Source organism: Shewanella putrefaciens (genome assembly GCF_016406305.1).
GTDB classification, from domain to species: domain Bacteria; phylum Pseudomonadota; class Gammaproteobacteria; order Enterobacterales; family Shewanellaceae; genus Shewanella; species Shewanella putrefaciens_C.
Map to the genome: position 1 here is coordinate 1,386,390 of NZ_CP066369.1, position 14,103 is coordinate 1,400,492.

The 14,103-nt window shown below is 46.1% G+C and carries 12 protein-coding genes and 1 pseudogene; 7 read left to right on the plus strand and 6 right to left on the minus strand.

Going from position 1 to position 14,103, the window contains the following annotated elements; all coding sequences use genetic code 11:
- Window positions 1-290 precede the first annotated feature (290 nt).
- Window positions 291-1,667, plus strand: a complete 1,377-nt coding sequence (locus tag JFT56_RS05985; protein WP_198782778.1) for an MATE family efflux transporter — start codon at window positions 291-293, stop codon at window positions 1,665-1,667.
- 184 nt (window positions 1,668-1,851) lie between these two features.
- A complete protein-coding gene (bdpA, locus tag JFT56_RS05990) occupies window positions 1,852-3,363 on the plus strand; it encodes a BAR domain-like protein A BdpA (protein ID WP_198782779.1) in 1,512 nt (503 codons plus the stop codon).
- A gap of 250 nt (window positions 3,364-3,613) precedes the next feature.
- Here the strand turns inward: bdpA and JFT56_RS05995 are convergent, their stop codons facing one another.
- The gene (locus tag JFT56_RS05995) at window positions 3,614-3,805 is read right to left on the minus strand and encodes a hypothetical protein (protein ID WP_198782780.1); all 192 of its coding nucleotides are present in this window, start codon (window positions 3,803-3,805) and stop codon (window positions 3,614-3,616) included.
- 437 nt (window positions 3,806-4,242) lie between these two features.
- Between JFT56_RS05995 and JFT56_RS06000 the strand changes: the two genes are divergently transcribed.
- The 5 genes and pseudogenes from JFT56_RS06000 to JFT56_RS19895 all read left to right on the plus strand — a co-directional run.
- On the plus strand, window positions 4,243-4,575 hold the full coding sequence (locus JFT56_RS06000; RefSeq protein ID WP_198782781.1) for a hypothetical protein: 333 nt from the start codon (window positions 4,243-4,245) through the stop codon (window positions 4,573-4,575).
- Window positions 4,576-4,632: 57 nt separating this feature from the next.
- Window positions 4,633-4,908: a hypothetical protein gene (locus tag JFT56_RS06005; RefSeq protein WP_198782782.1), complete on the plus strand. Its 276-nt coding sequence runs from the start codon at window positions 4,633-4,635 to the stop codon at window positions 4,906-4,908.
- A gap of 81 nt (window positions 4,909-4,989) precedes the next feature.
- The gene (locus JFT56_RS06010; protein WP_198782783.1) at window positions 4,990-5,847 is read left to right on the plus strand and encodes a restriction endonuclease; all 858 of its coding nucleotides are present in this window, start codon (window positions 4,990-4,992) and stop codon (window positions 5,845-5,847) included.
- A 260-nt stretch (window positions 5,848-6,107) separates the two neighbouring features.
- Window positions 6,108-6,329 carry a hypothetical protein gene (locus tag JFT56_RS06015; RefSeq protein WP_198782784.1) on the plus strand — a complete coding sequence of 74 codons (222 nt, stop codon included), beginning with the start codon at window positions 6,108-6,110 and terminating at the stop codon, window positions 6,327-6,329.
- Between the two features lie 217 nt (window positions 6,330-6,546).
- A pseudogene (locus JFT56_RS19895) lies at window positions 6,547-6,672 on the plus strand (transposase); the annotation flags it as partial.
- 99 nt (window positions 6,673-6,771) lie between these two features.
- Here the strand turns inward: JFT56_RS19895 and JFT56_RS06020 are convergent.
- The 5 genes from JFT56_RS06020 to JFT56_RS06040 form a co-directional block, all read right to left on the minus strand.
- The gene (locus JFT56_RS06020) at window positions 6,772-7,950 is read right to left on the minus strand and encodes an AAA family ATPase (RefSeq protein WP_198782785.1); all 1,179 of its coding nucleotides are present in this window, start codon (window positions 7,948-7,950) and stop codon (window positions 6,772-6,774) included.
- Between the two features lie 316 nt (window positions 7,951-8,266).
- Window positions 8,267-8,836: a LutC/YkgG family protein gene (locus JFT56_RS06025; protein ID WP_198782786.1), complete on the minus strand. Its 570-nt coding sequence runs from the start codon at window positions 8,834-8,836 to the stop codon at window positions 8,267-8,269.
- A gap of 1 nt (window position 8,837) precedes the next feature.
- Window positions 8,838-10,232 (minus strand): lactate utilization protein B, encoded by a 1,395-nt coding sequence (locus tag JFT56_RS06030; RefSeq protein WP_198782787.1) that lies wholly within the window; start codon window positions 10,230-10,232, stop codon window positions 8,838-8,840.
- Window positions 10,233-10,242: 10 nt separating this feature from the next.
- The gene (locus JFT56_RS06035; protein ID WP_198782788.1) at window positions 10,243-10,986 is read right to left on the minus strand and encodes a (Fe-S)-binding protein; all 744 of its coding nucleotides are present in this window, start codon (window positions 10,984-10,986) and stop codon (window positions 10,243-10,245) included.
- A 310-nt stretch (window positions 10,987-11,296) separates the two neighbouring features.
- Entirely contained in the window at window positions 11,297-14,101 is a 2,805-nt protein-coding gene (locus JFT56_RS06040; RefSeq protein WP_198782789.1) for an FAD-binding and (Fe-S)-binding domain-containing protein, read from the minus strand.
- Window positions 14,102-14,103 lie beyond the last annotated feature (2 nt).

A 14,103-nucleotide genomic window follows, 5' to 3' on the forward strand; every position in this document is an offset into this window, starting at 1 on the left:
AGTTATTTAAGCCAACACTTTACCTAATTCAAGATTAAATACCAAAAAAGTAGCGAAAAATGATGAGTTGCCCCAGAACTGTTGCCAAGTGGTGCTGCGATTGTCACTGGGCTGAAATGAAACTGTTTTCTGTATAACTTATTGTGATTATTATGTTTTGCTACAAATTAAATCGAATGCTCCGGTTTTGTTTTATGGCGAAATTTAGGTACAATCCGTTGCCGCATTTTTGTTCATTGATATTTTTTCAGATCCGATGCGCGCCTCCTTAATCTTTGTGAGACACGGTAATGACAGCACTATCCCAGGCACCAACAGATCAGCATTTGCTCAAGGAGCCGATCGCCAAGCTTTTTTGGCGTTATACCATACCCACCATAGCGTCCATGCTAGTGACTGGGGTGTATGTCACTATTGACGGCATTTTCGTTGGGCATTACTTAGGTGAAACTGGGCTGGCGGGCATGATGCTGGCGTATCCCGTTGGGGCCATTTTATATGCCGTTGGTGCCATGATTGGCATGGGCAGCGCGGCATTAGTGTCGATCAATCTTGGCCAAGGCAATGTCGCTAAGGCGCGTAAACTCCTCGGTAATGCCTTTAGCCTATGTCTATTGGCGGGCGCGTTTTTTGCCCTTATTGGCGGGGTATTTTCCCGGGATATTTTAATCGCCTTAGGTGCAGAAGGGGAGATCCTTGAGAATGCCAACGAATACCTATTTTGGTATTTCGCCCTGTGTCATTTCCCCATTATTTCGATGACTTTTACGACGTTACTGCGTAATGATGGTCGGCCTTCTATGGTGACCTTTGTGCTGATCTTAGGCGGAGTGCTTAACACTTTCTTAGATTGGCTATTTATTGTGGTGTTTCCCTTCGGTTTGGCTGGGGCAGCCATTGCGACTATGTTGTCCCAGGCTGTGACTGGGCTTTTGTGTTTGCAGCACTTTTTTAGTCCGCGTACCCAGCTAAAGATCAACCTTGAGCAGATGAAGCTCAAGCTCGACAATTGTTTGAATATCGCCCGTGTGGGGCTTCCCAGCTTTTTGATGAACCTCTATCTGTCGATAGTGTTAACCCTGCACAATACGGCTTTTTTGTGGGTCGGCGGACCTTTGCATGTTGCCGCATACGGCGTAGTGAGTTACACCGAAGCGTTTTTCTATTTGATTTTTGAGGGTATCGCCCTTGGTACTCAACCCATTTACAGTTTTAATGCGGGAGCCGGGCGGTTCGACCGGGTAAAACAAGCGCGCAATATTGCCTTTGGCATGACGCTACTCACCGCAGTATTAGGATTACTGCTGATCTATTCTCGCCCCGAGTGGTTAGTGTATTTATTTGCCGGCGATAATCCTAACTTAACGCCGGTGGCGATTGAGGGTATGCGCTGGTATTTCTGGGGCTTGCCTATGGAAGGCTTGATCTTAGTCGGTGCGAGTTTCTTTCAGGCGATTAATTGCTCTCGGCAGGCCTCGATTCTGACTGGCGCTAAACTTATCCTGATTGCCGCAATAATTTACTGTTTTGCTTGGGCATTTGGAGTTGTTGGCGTGTGGATATCATTGGCGACCTGTAGCGCAATACTCACTGTTTGGATGTTTATCGCCATGGGACGGGTCGAATCGCGTTTACTTGTCCCTTCGGTTAAAACTGCCCAAGTTTAAGGATCATCCCTCTAGTTGAGGGCATGTTTTTTAGCGCGATGACTAACATTTCGCGATCACCCTGCGATCACCTAGCGATGATATTTGTATCTTTTGCGGCAAATATGACTTAGGGCTAGCGTGGGATGATGCGCTCTGATACATTTCGCTGGTTTTAGTCATTTATGTTTTTAATGAGGCCCCTATGCGCACCACTGCAGTCATTTCTATGCTGTTGTTTGGCGTGTTAACCAGTGTTAATGCCAGTGCCAAAGATAATGAGTTAGTGTTTGCCAGCGACTTTGAAGGTAATCGTTTATCTCAACCTTGGTCGTGGATCATGGGTTGCCAATTTGAAGGCGCTGAGCCCCACAGCGGTGAAAGCGCACTCCTCTGTGCCGAAGGCAATAGCAGTATTGTCAGTAAATACCCTATTTCGGAAGCGGGTCTATTAGAGTTTTGGGTGAAAACCCAAAATATCCAAACCCAATATCGGATCAACGTATTAACCTCACCGGTATTAAAACTCGATGCCCAGTGGCAGCATGTCGCCTTAATCGATATCACCCCCGGCGCTAATGAATATTTGGCCCATCGCGTCTCTATTGACGACCCGAGCCGCCAGTATATTCGCCTCGACATCGAGTCCATCAATGGCCCTATAAGCTTGGACGATCTGACGCTCGATAAAATTCGCCTCGATATTGCGCTGCAAAAAAATGAGCAAAAAATTATCGGTGGGATTTTAGATAAGCTAAAGGAAGATAAAAATTACGAGGTGCAATCCGAGTCATTTCGTACCCTTGGTAAAAATTACGCCGCCCAGCTTGAGAGCCAAAGGCAATACCTCGAATACTCCAATGCCATCTATTCGAGTATCACCTTTGTGTTGGCGACCTCTGAGCGCAATAAGATGTCTAACCCATTAGGTTATAACACTTTTAGGTCGGTTTTGACCGATGCTAAACGTGTGGCATCGCCTATCCAGCAGGCGCGTTTAGGGTCTATGGTGAAACCCTTCGGTGACTTAGCCACCGCCACATTAAATGTGGTCAGTGCTGGCGCTTATTCTGCCTTTGCCGAACCTTTTAAGTCATTCTTGGCCGCGACTTTTGATCGCTCTAACTATGACAACAGCGACTTGAGCCGCAGCGATAAAAAGTTTGCTGAGGAAAACGGCCTAAAGATCTATCAGCAAGCCGAACGCTTTATGTCTGAAATCGAGAAAGAGCTGCAGCAGGTCACAGCGCTCGATAATGATTTAGTCAATATGCAGAAGAACTTAGATACGTTTCGTCGCGATCTCGACAAGCATCTACGCAGCTATTTACAGCATGCTGGGATTGCCCGCACCCCTGAAAATTACAGCCGAGTGATGAGTAAGGACGAACAAACCCGCGCATTAGTGATCGCCGATGCCAGCGCCAATATTAGTGCTAAGGCCGAAGCCCTATTAGCGTCAAATAGCAATGCTGAACTTGTGCAGTATATGATTAAAACCACTGAAAAAATTGATGAATTTCAAGAGTTCAAGGAGCGTTTTAACCAGATCACTTCGGCCATGTTAACCTTCTATGACCGTTTTGAACGCTCAATTGCCGCCGAACAAAACCCCTTCACCGACCCAAGCGATCGCGCCGTGTGGGAGCAACATGCCCAAAGCGCCCGTAACTATATTCGCCAGTCGAAGGAAGCGTTCACCAAAGCCTTTATGTAGCGGATTGTTGTGGAAACACCGACAGAGCTTTTTCATCGAAATGGCAGCGCAAGTCTTTTTCGCTGCCATTTTAGCCAGAGCATGTTGTACGTAAACCCAAAGTACCCCAAAGCAAGACAGTTGAATCGTATACTGCGTTATATACATTGCCACTGTTTCCCCAGTGACACGCGGTCTTTTGATTTAATAAGAAGTATCCCTATAGGCTCTACGGCGACATCTGTAGCACACGGAAGTGTAAATGCCGCGTTCACATGGTCAATAATGTTCCAGACATCATAGTGACATTCCCCATATCCCTATGGGTCAGATGTGGAAGAGCGGCCATGCCGCCAACGGTCACTGGTGCAACAATGGCAATCTTAACTAACTCTATCGCTGTTCGTTTAGCTAAAAAGCTATTGCCCCAAAGCAAGACAGTTGAGTTACGCGCATTACGCATTAATTGTCATTGCTTCCCCAGTGACACGCCATAAACTCGTCCCTGAGGGCTCTACTAAAACATCCATGTTTTAGAAGGTCACTGGTGCAACAATGCCAATCTTAACGACCATTGAACTATTCACTCGGCTTAAAGCTTTGTGCCACAAAACTTGCTAACACTCGTTTAGTGAATCGAAAATTGACGAACTACTTGCCCTAACAGTTCTTATCGATGAACCCTGTTTTTAGTGCTTCTTCATGAGTGAGCGGAACTGGATGGGTGTACAGTCATATTCAAATTTGAGTAGCTTTTCGCGTTTTTCCTGATGGTGTATTTGATAAAAAGCTGATAAGTTCTTTGCATACAGCTAGTTAACTGTGCGCGTTTTCACTGATCTAATGAGGTAAACAGCGCAGCGCATAAATACTAAGACGTTACATGCCTTAGGGGATATTGTGCCAAGCCAACAGGAAATATGTAAAAAATTCGGTGCAATACCGCTTCCCTCTAAAGAAGGCGAAAAACTCGGTATAGCTATCGAAACTATTGGCAAGATGCCAATTAATGGCTTGCGGCATAACTCCGAGAATGGAACATGTGGCTGGTATATTTGGTGCGGGGAAGAAATGTCCGAAGACGCAGATTTTTTCAAACCATTGCACGCTAGTCATATATCGGAATATCTACCGGAAGTAGAGCAGTATTTATCATTGCCTCCAGGTTATAGATTTTTAGTTGCTGGCGAGTACGAGGACGTGTGGCATGATCCGCAACTCACCAGCATGTAACAAGTTTAGGCAATCGGACGCAGCAAAGCTGCGCCGTTGCTAAAGGCGTTAAATGCCATGAGTATGAGCAAGCAAGGGTGTCCAATCTGCGGTTATGCGGATATAACAGTTTTAGATGATTTCAACTGCACCACATTTGAAATCTGCGAGTGCTGTGGCTCTGAGTCAGGTGCAGAATTTGATCTGCACTCTACATCTGAGCATCTTGCTAAGATCCGTCGCAAGTGGGTTAAACAGGATAACTGTAAATGGTGGGGCAATAAAAAGTTGATTCCGCCAAACTGGAACCCGAAAGAGCAAATGGAGCTGGCCAATATTGAAATCCCTCAGTAGCGTCCAGCATTTAACAAGCAAAGGCAGCCAACGCCTACCGCGCAGCTGTTTTGGACGTTAGCTTTCTCTAGAGTATTGCGTATGGACTGGAAACAGTATGAAACAGAAATATTTGAATATTTTCAGCAGCAATACCTTGATGCGGAAATTACTTTAGATGCAAAGAAAATCGGAATATATTCAAAAGTAAGTAGACAAATAGATGTTTTAATCGAGCAATACGTAGCGGGAAATCGTTTCACTCTTGTAATTGACTGCAAATATTTTAATAAAAAAGTTGATGTTAAAGCAGTAGAGAGCTTTATCGGAATGCTGGAAGATATTGGAGCTCATAAGGGATTATTAATTTCAAATAAGGGTTTTAGCGAGGCGGCTTATAATAGAGCTCACTTTGGTCCCTCAGAAGTTGAATTAGATATTTTAAACTTCAAAGACCTCCATCTATTTCAATCTCATGGAGCAATGCCATATGCCGGTGAAAATATTGCTATAGTTCCAGCTCCGTTTGGTTGGGTTATAGATGGACAAACTACATCAGCATGGCTAGCCACTCTGTATCAACAAGGTTTAACTCTAGATAAAGCAATGGAAAAACATGAGTTTATGTATATTCAATTTTGGGATCGCGAGACTGACGGAGATAATTTAGACGATTTACTTGAAATGCAACTTTCTAGATTTAAGGAAAATGATCCTGACGTGAAAGTTGAGTATTTGCAGACGATTAAGCGCCAAGGTCAACGTACAAAACTACGGAAAGCTACAATTATGAATTACCCCACAGCGGAGTTTACTGGGTTTATTGAATTTACTGATTTTATTTTTTTCTGTGTAATGTTTACACCAGAAAATCGTGAACGGCAGAACATAAGAAAACTAGAAAATATATTAGAACTGGTTAAAGCCGGCAAAGTGAAGCATGAGAAAGCTAGCAAGTAAGGATAGACCGCGCGTAGCTGCGACCTTAAAGCCCGATGCTGATTGATTTGGCTAACAAGCGCCATCAAAAAACGCGCCCTTTGGGCGCTCGACTCGCAACAAGTTGCTCGCGTTTGTGGCGGGTGTTATGTGCTTCTATCGGGAGGCTGAGTATTTCCCTATCTAAAGTATTGGACTTAAATGGTTTGAAATTTATAGTGTAGTGGACGAAATAGGACTCCCATTTTGGAGCCATTTTATAAATAATATAAGGAAGTAAAATGAACATCACTTGCCCTAAAGATGAATGTGCACATGAATTTAAACTTGATACTTTTGGCTTTGAAGTCGAGACTGAGTCATCAGGCACTCACACTACGCAACACAGAGAAACTGGTGTAGTTAGTTGCCCTAAATGTAAAAGTGAAATCGATGTAGATTATACATATGATTATTCTGACGAGACTGATGAGATTTTAAGTTTCGATATAAGTGTTAGCTAACCTGCATAATATACAGAATATATAACAAATAAGGATAGGCCGCGCGTAGCCGCGACCCATTCTCAAAAGTATGGCAAGTGTTGAACAAGCCCGATGCTGGTTATTGACACTTTATTATGCAAATAGCTGATTGAGAATTTGAAGGTGCTAAGGTCGTATTTTGAAAGAGACTTTTGTGCAGATATGACCCGCCCTTAGCGAACAATTGGTGGAAGAGGATACTGGGCGAATCATTCGCAATGATGAACGTGGCGCCATCAGTGAAACTAGCACCAGGTTACTGACAAAATTAAATATCCCCCATGAAAATTGGCTCAAGCCCACTACTGAGTTTGGCAAGTTAAAGGGCCTGAGGAAAGTTAACTCAGACCCTAATAAGTACTCGGGATGTAGTGGTCAAATAGAGTTGACCATTGAATGAGTCCATTTAGGAGGAAGAGGGTTACACTGGCTTACAACACACACCATATCTTAAGCTCGCTCTACGATGGAGTTCATAGACTTCACAACCTAACAATGGCTCGGTTCTATTAAGAACTGCACCAAAACGCTCAAAGTAGTCTTCATTAACTTGTTTTGCACTGATAAGCGGTACTTCAATACTGACATCTACACGACCTTTACGTATCAATGCTGGGTCAAGATTATCAGGATGATTTGTGGTCATTATGACAAGGCAGTCATCAAGAGGAATGATTCCGTCTAACGCGTTTAGAACGCCGCCTAAAGTGAGTGGTGGATTATCTACATTGCTTTCAGCTGTACGTGATACCGTAGCCTTTACACAGTCACAGTCCTCTATTAACAACATAGCTCCGGGCGGTACTTTTCTAATCGCCTTATGAATAGTGGCATCATTGACAGTTGAAAGATTCAATATGTATAGATCGCGATGATACTCAACAGCTAAGGCTCTCGCTATACCCGTTTTACCCGTACCCGTTTTTCCATGTAACAGTATGGTTAGCTTACTGACAACCGATTTCCCCCTACTTGCGAAGTTATCAACTTCCCCCATCAACTTCTGTTTAAACCCTTCATCTAGCACTAATTCACTAAACCCCGATGATTTCAATGTGCCATAGCGACACCATTCGGTTTCTTCGAAAATATTCACTTTCGGCTCAGTAGAGATGTCTTCACGAGTATCTTCTAAAAAACGATGTAGTTTATCTTTTGCCCACCATGGTGCTCTTACAGTAATAGAATCGTATGCCATCGTACTATCGACCTTAGTACGGGTTGCCAACATAAAACAACCAGCGTATTTAAACAGGTGCATACCGTAGCCGATAGATTTAACACTGACACGCCCGTCGTAATTCACACCATAGTCAAAGTACACCGCCTCTGAGATAGAGCGTGAAAAAAACGGAATGGTAGTATTACTGATCAAAAAGGACAGCTTATTGAATATCTCTGTGCGCGCCTGATGGCTATCGTCTATCGTGAGCCGCACAAACAGCAGGCTACTGAGCCCACTTAACAGTTTCGCGGGGACATCTTTTAACATGTAGCCTACGAGTCCAATTAACGTTAATGCTAATACGCCAACAATGACAGCCGTCAACAAAGGATCACCATTGGTGAGCGCCTTTATTTGTAGTAATACTTCGTTCATTTACTCACCTTTACTATAAATGCCTCATGGACATAATCGAGAATACTACCAACCGAGTCGAGGAAACTACCAAGGCATCCTCAGTATGTGCGCTATCGCACGTGGTTAAAGCGACTTGATAAAGGAGCCTGACCAGCAGAATGGGGCGGCCTTGTATCCTCGGATTGACTTGAACAATATCCGTGTTTCACTGCCAGTTCGTTTCGTCATCTGATGCTAAAGTTTAAATAAGAAAGCCGCCAATGAAGGCGGCTTTTGTGTTTTGGATTGTGTTTCGATTGCCCCGTAACCTGTGCGTTTTCTGGGTTTCGTGGTACTAGAGCAAATACACGTTCAAGCTGCAGGCGCCGTGGGCACCAACGACGAGGGCTTGTTCGATATCGGCGGTTTTTGATGGACCCGCGATAAACACCCCAAACTCACCGGAGGCTAAGGTGATTTCTTTAACTGCCTGATGTAGGGTCGGCACAATCTTATCCGTTGGCAGAGCTAAGATCAGGTTTTCACAGATAAAAGGTGCCACTCTGTGGCCTAGATTTCGATTGTTAACCCAAATGGCACCGTTTTCGGCAACGCCAATTTCGCCTGGGATTATCGCATAATCTATATCCTTAAGCTCGTGGGCGGTCGGCGGCACTTCACGATTAGCCTTTATCCCATCAACTAAGGAGATCACTTGTAGCCCTTGGGCGATAAGTTCATCCACTTTGGCTTGCAGGGCAGCAAGACCGCCTTCTTTGTGCAGTGTGCCCGCCACAGTACTGAGGTTAGTCTCAAACTGGCCGACGAGGTTTTCGAGCCTTGGTTCAACGTCGATGCTCGGCATTGGGTGATTGGTTAAAGCTGACAGTTTGAGCGCATTGAGAATTTCAAGTTTACTAGACATCTTATAGGCTCCTGTGTTTCTTAAACCAAGCTTCAAAGCTGGAATTGGGGGCGACTGGGAGTTCACGGTATTTGCCCCATGCGCCGCTAAATGGCTTGAGTAGACTACCGGGTAAAATGCGTAGTGCGGTTCTTGCCACACTCATAGAGCAATTTAGCATGGTTTCACTGGCCATAAATTTACCCACTAATGGCATATAACTGTTTTTGCCATAGGGGAGTTGTCCCGCCTCAGCCTTAAGGCGTCTGTGGTGATGAATAATCTTATCGAGCGGCACTTTAGTCGGGCAGATATAAGTACAGCTACCACATAAGGTACAGGCCCAGGCAATCGAGTTAGTGTCATCCAATTTAGCGCCAACGGCGATGCCGATAGGACCGGGAATGGTGTAGTTGTAGCTGTAACCGCCGGAGCGGCGATACACAGGGCAGGTATTGAGACAGCCACCACAACGAATACACTTCAATGATTCTGCGAGGATTTTATCCTTGAGCATCTCAGTGCGGCCATTGTCGACGATAATAATGTGCATCTCACCGTCAACCTGTGGGCCACGGTAAAAGGCGCTATAAGTCGTGACAGGTTGGCCCGTAGCGTTACGCGCCAGTGTTCGCAGTAAAACGGCGGCACTGTCGATATCAGGAACAATCTTGTCGATCCCCATCGAATGTAACTGCAACTTAGGCAGGTTGGCGCCCATATCGGCGTTACCTTCGTTGGTGCAAACCACCACGGCGCCTTTATCGGCAATCGCCATGTTCACGCCTGTCATCGCGGCATCGGCGCTGAGGAACTGTTGACGCAGGTGGGCACGGGCGGCGCGGGTTAAATACAAGGGATCGGCTGCCCCCGCTTTAGTGCCGAGTTTTTCATGGAAGAGTTCACCGACTTCTTCCTTTTTCATATGGATAGCGGGCACCACTATGTGTGATGGCGGCATTTTGGCGAGCTGAATAATCCGCTCACCTAAGTCTGTATCTATGACTTCAATGCCGCGCTGTTCTAAGTACGGATTGAGGTGGCATTCTTCGGTCAGCATCGACTTAGACTTAACCAGCTTTTTCACTTTGTGGCTGGATAAAATATCGTGAACGATACGGTTATGCTCGGCGCCATCTTTGGCCCAATGGACTTTTATACCGTTAGCGATACAGTTTTTTTCAAAATTTTCAAGGTATTGAGCAAGATTGGTTAGCGTGTGTAGCTTGATTTCAGAGCCAAGCTGACGCAGTTGTTCCCATTCTGGCAAGCTTCCTGCGGCGCGGTCGCGTTTTTCCCTCAGTGCCCAGAGTGCCTTTGAATGCCAGTCGACACGATTTTCGTCGCGGCAAAAAATATCGGCCTTATGGGCATGGACTTGTGAGCCAACCGCCCCGTGATTATGATTGTAAGCCATGGTCAGTCTCCTAGAGCGCTGCGTTGAGCACTTGCGCTATGTGGCGAATTTCAATCGGCAATTGCTGTCTGCGGATCATGCCATCGAGGTGTAATAGGCATGATGGGTCAAAACCGACCACATATTGCGCCCCTGTCGCCGCGTGGGCTTGCGCCTTATCTTTGCCCATTTTGGCTGAGACTGCGCCCTCATCGACGGCGAACGTACCCCCAAAGCCACAGCATTCATCACGGCGATCGGGATAAAGGATTTCGATGCCTGCAATGTTGGCTAATACGGCTTCGACTTTGTTGAATCTTGGGCCCATTTGCTCGCTTGGTGTTGCAAGGCTCAACATGCGGATGCCGTGGCAACTGAGTTGCAGACTGATTTTGTGGGCGAAGGGCTTGTTAAAGGCGGGGATGGGCGCGATATCGTGTAAAAACTCGGTGAGTTCATAGAGTTTATCGATCACCGCTTGGGCTTCTGGGCTGCTATCAAACTCGTGGAAGTTTTCCTTTGCGGCCACTAAGCAAGAGGCGGCGGGACAAACAATGGCGTCGCATTCGACTCCCTTAAAAGCGTTGAGCAATTTAAGGGTGGTACTGCGCGCTGCATCGAAGCAACCCGAGTTGGTCATAGGTTGCCCGCAGCAGGTTTGGCCCGCGGGAAGAATCACTTGGTGTCCGAGTTTTTCTAATAATTCCAAGGTGGCGATAGCGACATCTGGCATCATTTGATTAACGAGACACGGGATGAAAAGAGCAATTTTCATGGTGTTTTCTCTTTCTTGTTAGTGAACGACATTGCCTTACATTGTGTCCCCAATGTCCACACAAATGTTAAGGTAGTTGATCAAATATAGGCTTATCTTTACAGAATATGTAGCCCTAATTTAGTAAATGATCCTATGGATTTTTGCAAAAATGAGAATATTTTATTGTGTTGATTTTATTGTGTTTTATTTGGATTTTTACGGCTGAGTTTCAAGAGTTTACCTTGTGTTTTAGCGATAAATGAGAATGATATCTTTTAGACGTAAAAGCGGGCTAAATTAGCCCCGCTTTTACGTCATTAACGAATGATTAACGGGTACACTCTTCCAGCAGATAGGCTAAGTGGCGATAGGAAATCCCACTGTGTTGGGTTAGACCTACCTCACACATACGGTTGGCGTAATAGCCTTCCTTAATCTCTACTGGGATCAGCTTTTTAATATTACGCAGTGCACTGGCATTGATTTCGGGTTTGTATAACCCTTTCTCACCCGCGTAACCACAGCACTCAATCCCTGCGGGTTTTAGCACTTGGGCTGAACAGGCATTGGCAATCGCCTGCATTTTGGGCTCGAGTTTCATCTTGCGAGCACTACAGCCTAAGTGAAGAGCCACATTGACTTTTTTGCTGATATTGAGCTTATCGAGCAAGTTGTCGTGCATAAATTCAACTAGGTCGATAATGTTAACTTTAGGATTACCCGTTAATGTTCTGTAGGTGCAGCTTAATGCATCGACCAGTACGGGGAGTTTACCGCCATTGGTCATTTTGCTGACCGCATCGATCAGTTCCTGACGTTTGGCATCGGCATTTTTAAAGTCACCCTTAGATTCCCACATCTGACCACAGCAGAGATCGCGGGTCTTTTCTGGGGTGATGACGTTATAACCCGCACGTTCTAACAGGGTGACAACGACTTCAGGCAGGGTGCGATTATCGGGATCCTTGGGCGTTGGGCCAAAGGTTCTGCCGCCACAGGCAGGGAAATAGACCACAGTCTCTTGACCTGCTTTGGCTGGGGAGGGTTTTGGCAGTTTGCCGCCCTTAGGGAAATCCGGATTCCAATAGGGCACTTCTTTAGAAATTAAGCGGCCAGTTTTCATTAAGGCATTGGTAATGCCATCACCAGTGATTTTATGGATAACCCCGAGCATATCAAAACCAGAGCTTATCACTTGGTTCACTGCGCCAAAGTGTTTGGCTTGGAAATCCAGCACTTTTTGTTCAGTGGTGGTGATGTACGGCGTGCGCAGTTTACGTACCAATTGGCCCATGCTGTTATCAACCGGGCAGGCAATAGTACACAGCTGACAGGCAGCGCAGGTATCAACCACATCGTATTTTGCTGCGGCGCGCATTTCGGCTGCTGCGGCTTTATCGCCCGATTGCTCTAGACGCTCAATTTCACGCAGGGTGGCAATACGCTGACGTGGCGAGAAGTTAAGCGCCGAGGTTGGGCAGGTTTTTTCGCAGAAGCCACATTCGATACATTTATCGACAAAATCATCGACCACAGGGCAAGGTTTGATGTTTTTAACATGGACATTGCTATCGTCGTTGAGTATGACGCCGGGGTTTAGGATGCCCTTAGGATCGAACACTTGCTTGATGCTTTTCATCAGAGTGTAGGCATCTTGTCCCCATTCTTTTTCGACAAACGGCGCCACAGCGCGGCCCGTACCATGTTCGGCCTTCATCGAACCGTCGTACTTATTAATCACCATATCGGCAATATCATCCATAAAGGCATGGAAACGGTCGATATCGGCTTGGGTGGAGAAGGTGGGCGTAATAATAAAGTGGAAGTTACCCGCTAGGGCATGGCCATAGATACAACCTTCAGGGTAGCCATGTTTATGGAAAAGCTCGGTAATATCCCGTGCTGCTGCCGCCAGATGCTCAAGTTCGAAGGCTACGTCTTCGATAATGACTGAGGTGCCCTTTGGCCGCTCGCCGCCCACAATCGGGAATAGCCCCTTACGCATGGCCCAATACTTGTCACACACCGCAGGGTCGGCGCTAAATTCCATTGGGCGAATAAAGTCAAACCCGGTAAGTTTTTGGGTGACATCTTGGGTATAAGCTTCTAGGGTTTGCGCATCATCGGCTCGGGATTCAATCAGCAAAATAGCCGATAATGCCGGTAATTCCGATAGCCAGTCCGGCATACCAGGTTTACCCGTTACTGCTTTGATGGATGGCCAGTCGAGGAGCTCCGCCGCTGCAACGCTCTCACCGTTGATCAATGGAATCGCGCGGGCAGCATCTTCCATATTGTGGAATACGGCCATTGCCGAGGCTTTAAATTTAGCCTCATTCACTGTGTTGTAGGTGACTTCGTTAATGAAGGCGAGGGTGCCTTCCATACCCACCATCAAATGATTAATGATGTCGAAGGGGTCGGTAAAATCGAGTAATGAGTTGATACCATAGCCAGTGGTATTTTTGATGGAATATTTTTTACGAATCCGCTCCGCCAATACTGGATTATGGCGAGTCATGTGCGACAGTTCTTTTATCGCATCGAGCATTTTGCCGTGGGTTTTGGTAAATTCTGCCTTTGATTTTTCGCAGCCAGTATCGAGCTCAGTACCATCGACAAAAAGCAGCTTGGCTGAGGCAATCGTTTGGTAGCTGTTTTGGGCCGTGCCGCAGCACATGCCGGACGCATTATTGGCAACAATGCCGCCAATCTTAGCCGAGGCTATGGTTGCTGGATCTGGGCCTATCTTACGATTGAGTGGCGCTAATACCGCATTGGCATCGGAGCCAATAACAGCGGCACCTAGGGTGATTTGTTTGGCGTCGCTACTGACTTCAATTTTTCTAAAACCATCGTGGCCGAGGATCAGCAATATGCCTTCACCGATAGCTTGGCCCGATAAACTGGTGCCGGCGGCCCTAAAGGTCACGGGCGCATTGTGCTTTCGTGCTACCGCTAAGGTCTGTTTTACTTGCTCTAGGGTTTCGGCATGTACTACGACTTCGGGGACGATTCTGAAGTAACTCGCATCGGTAGACCAAGCAAAACGACGGACGGGATCATCCGTGACAGGGTGGTCGCCTAATTGCACTCTTAGATCATCGATGACCAATTTATAGTTAATCGACATTG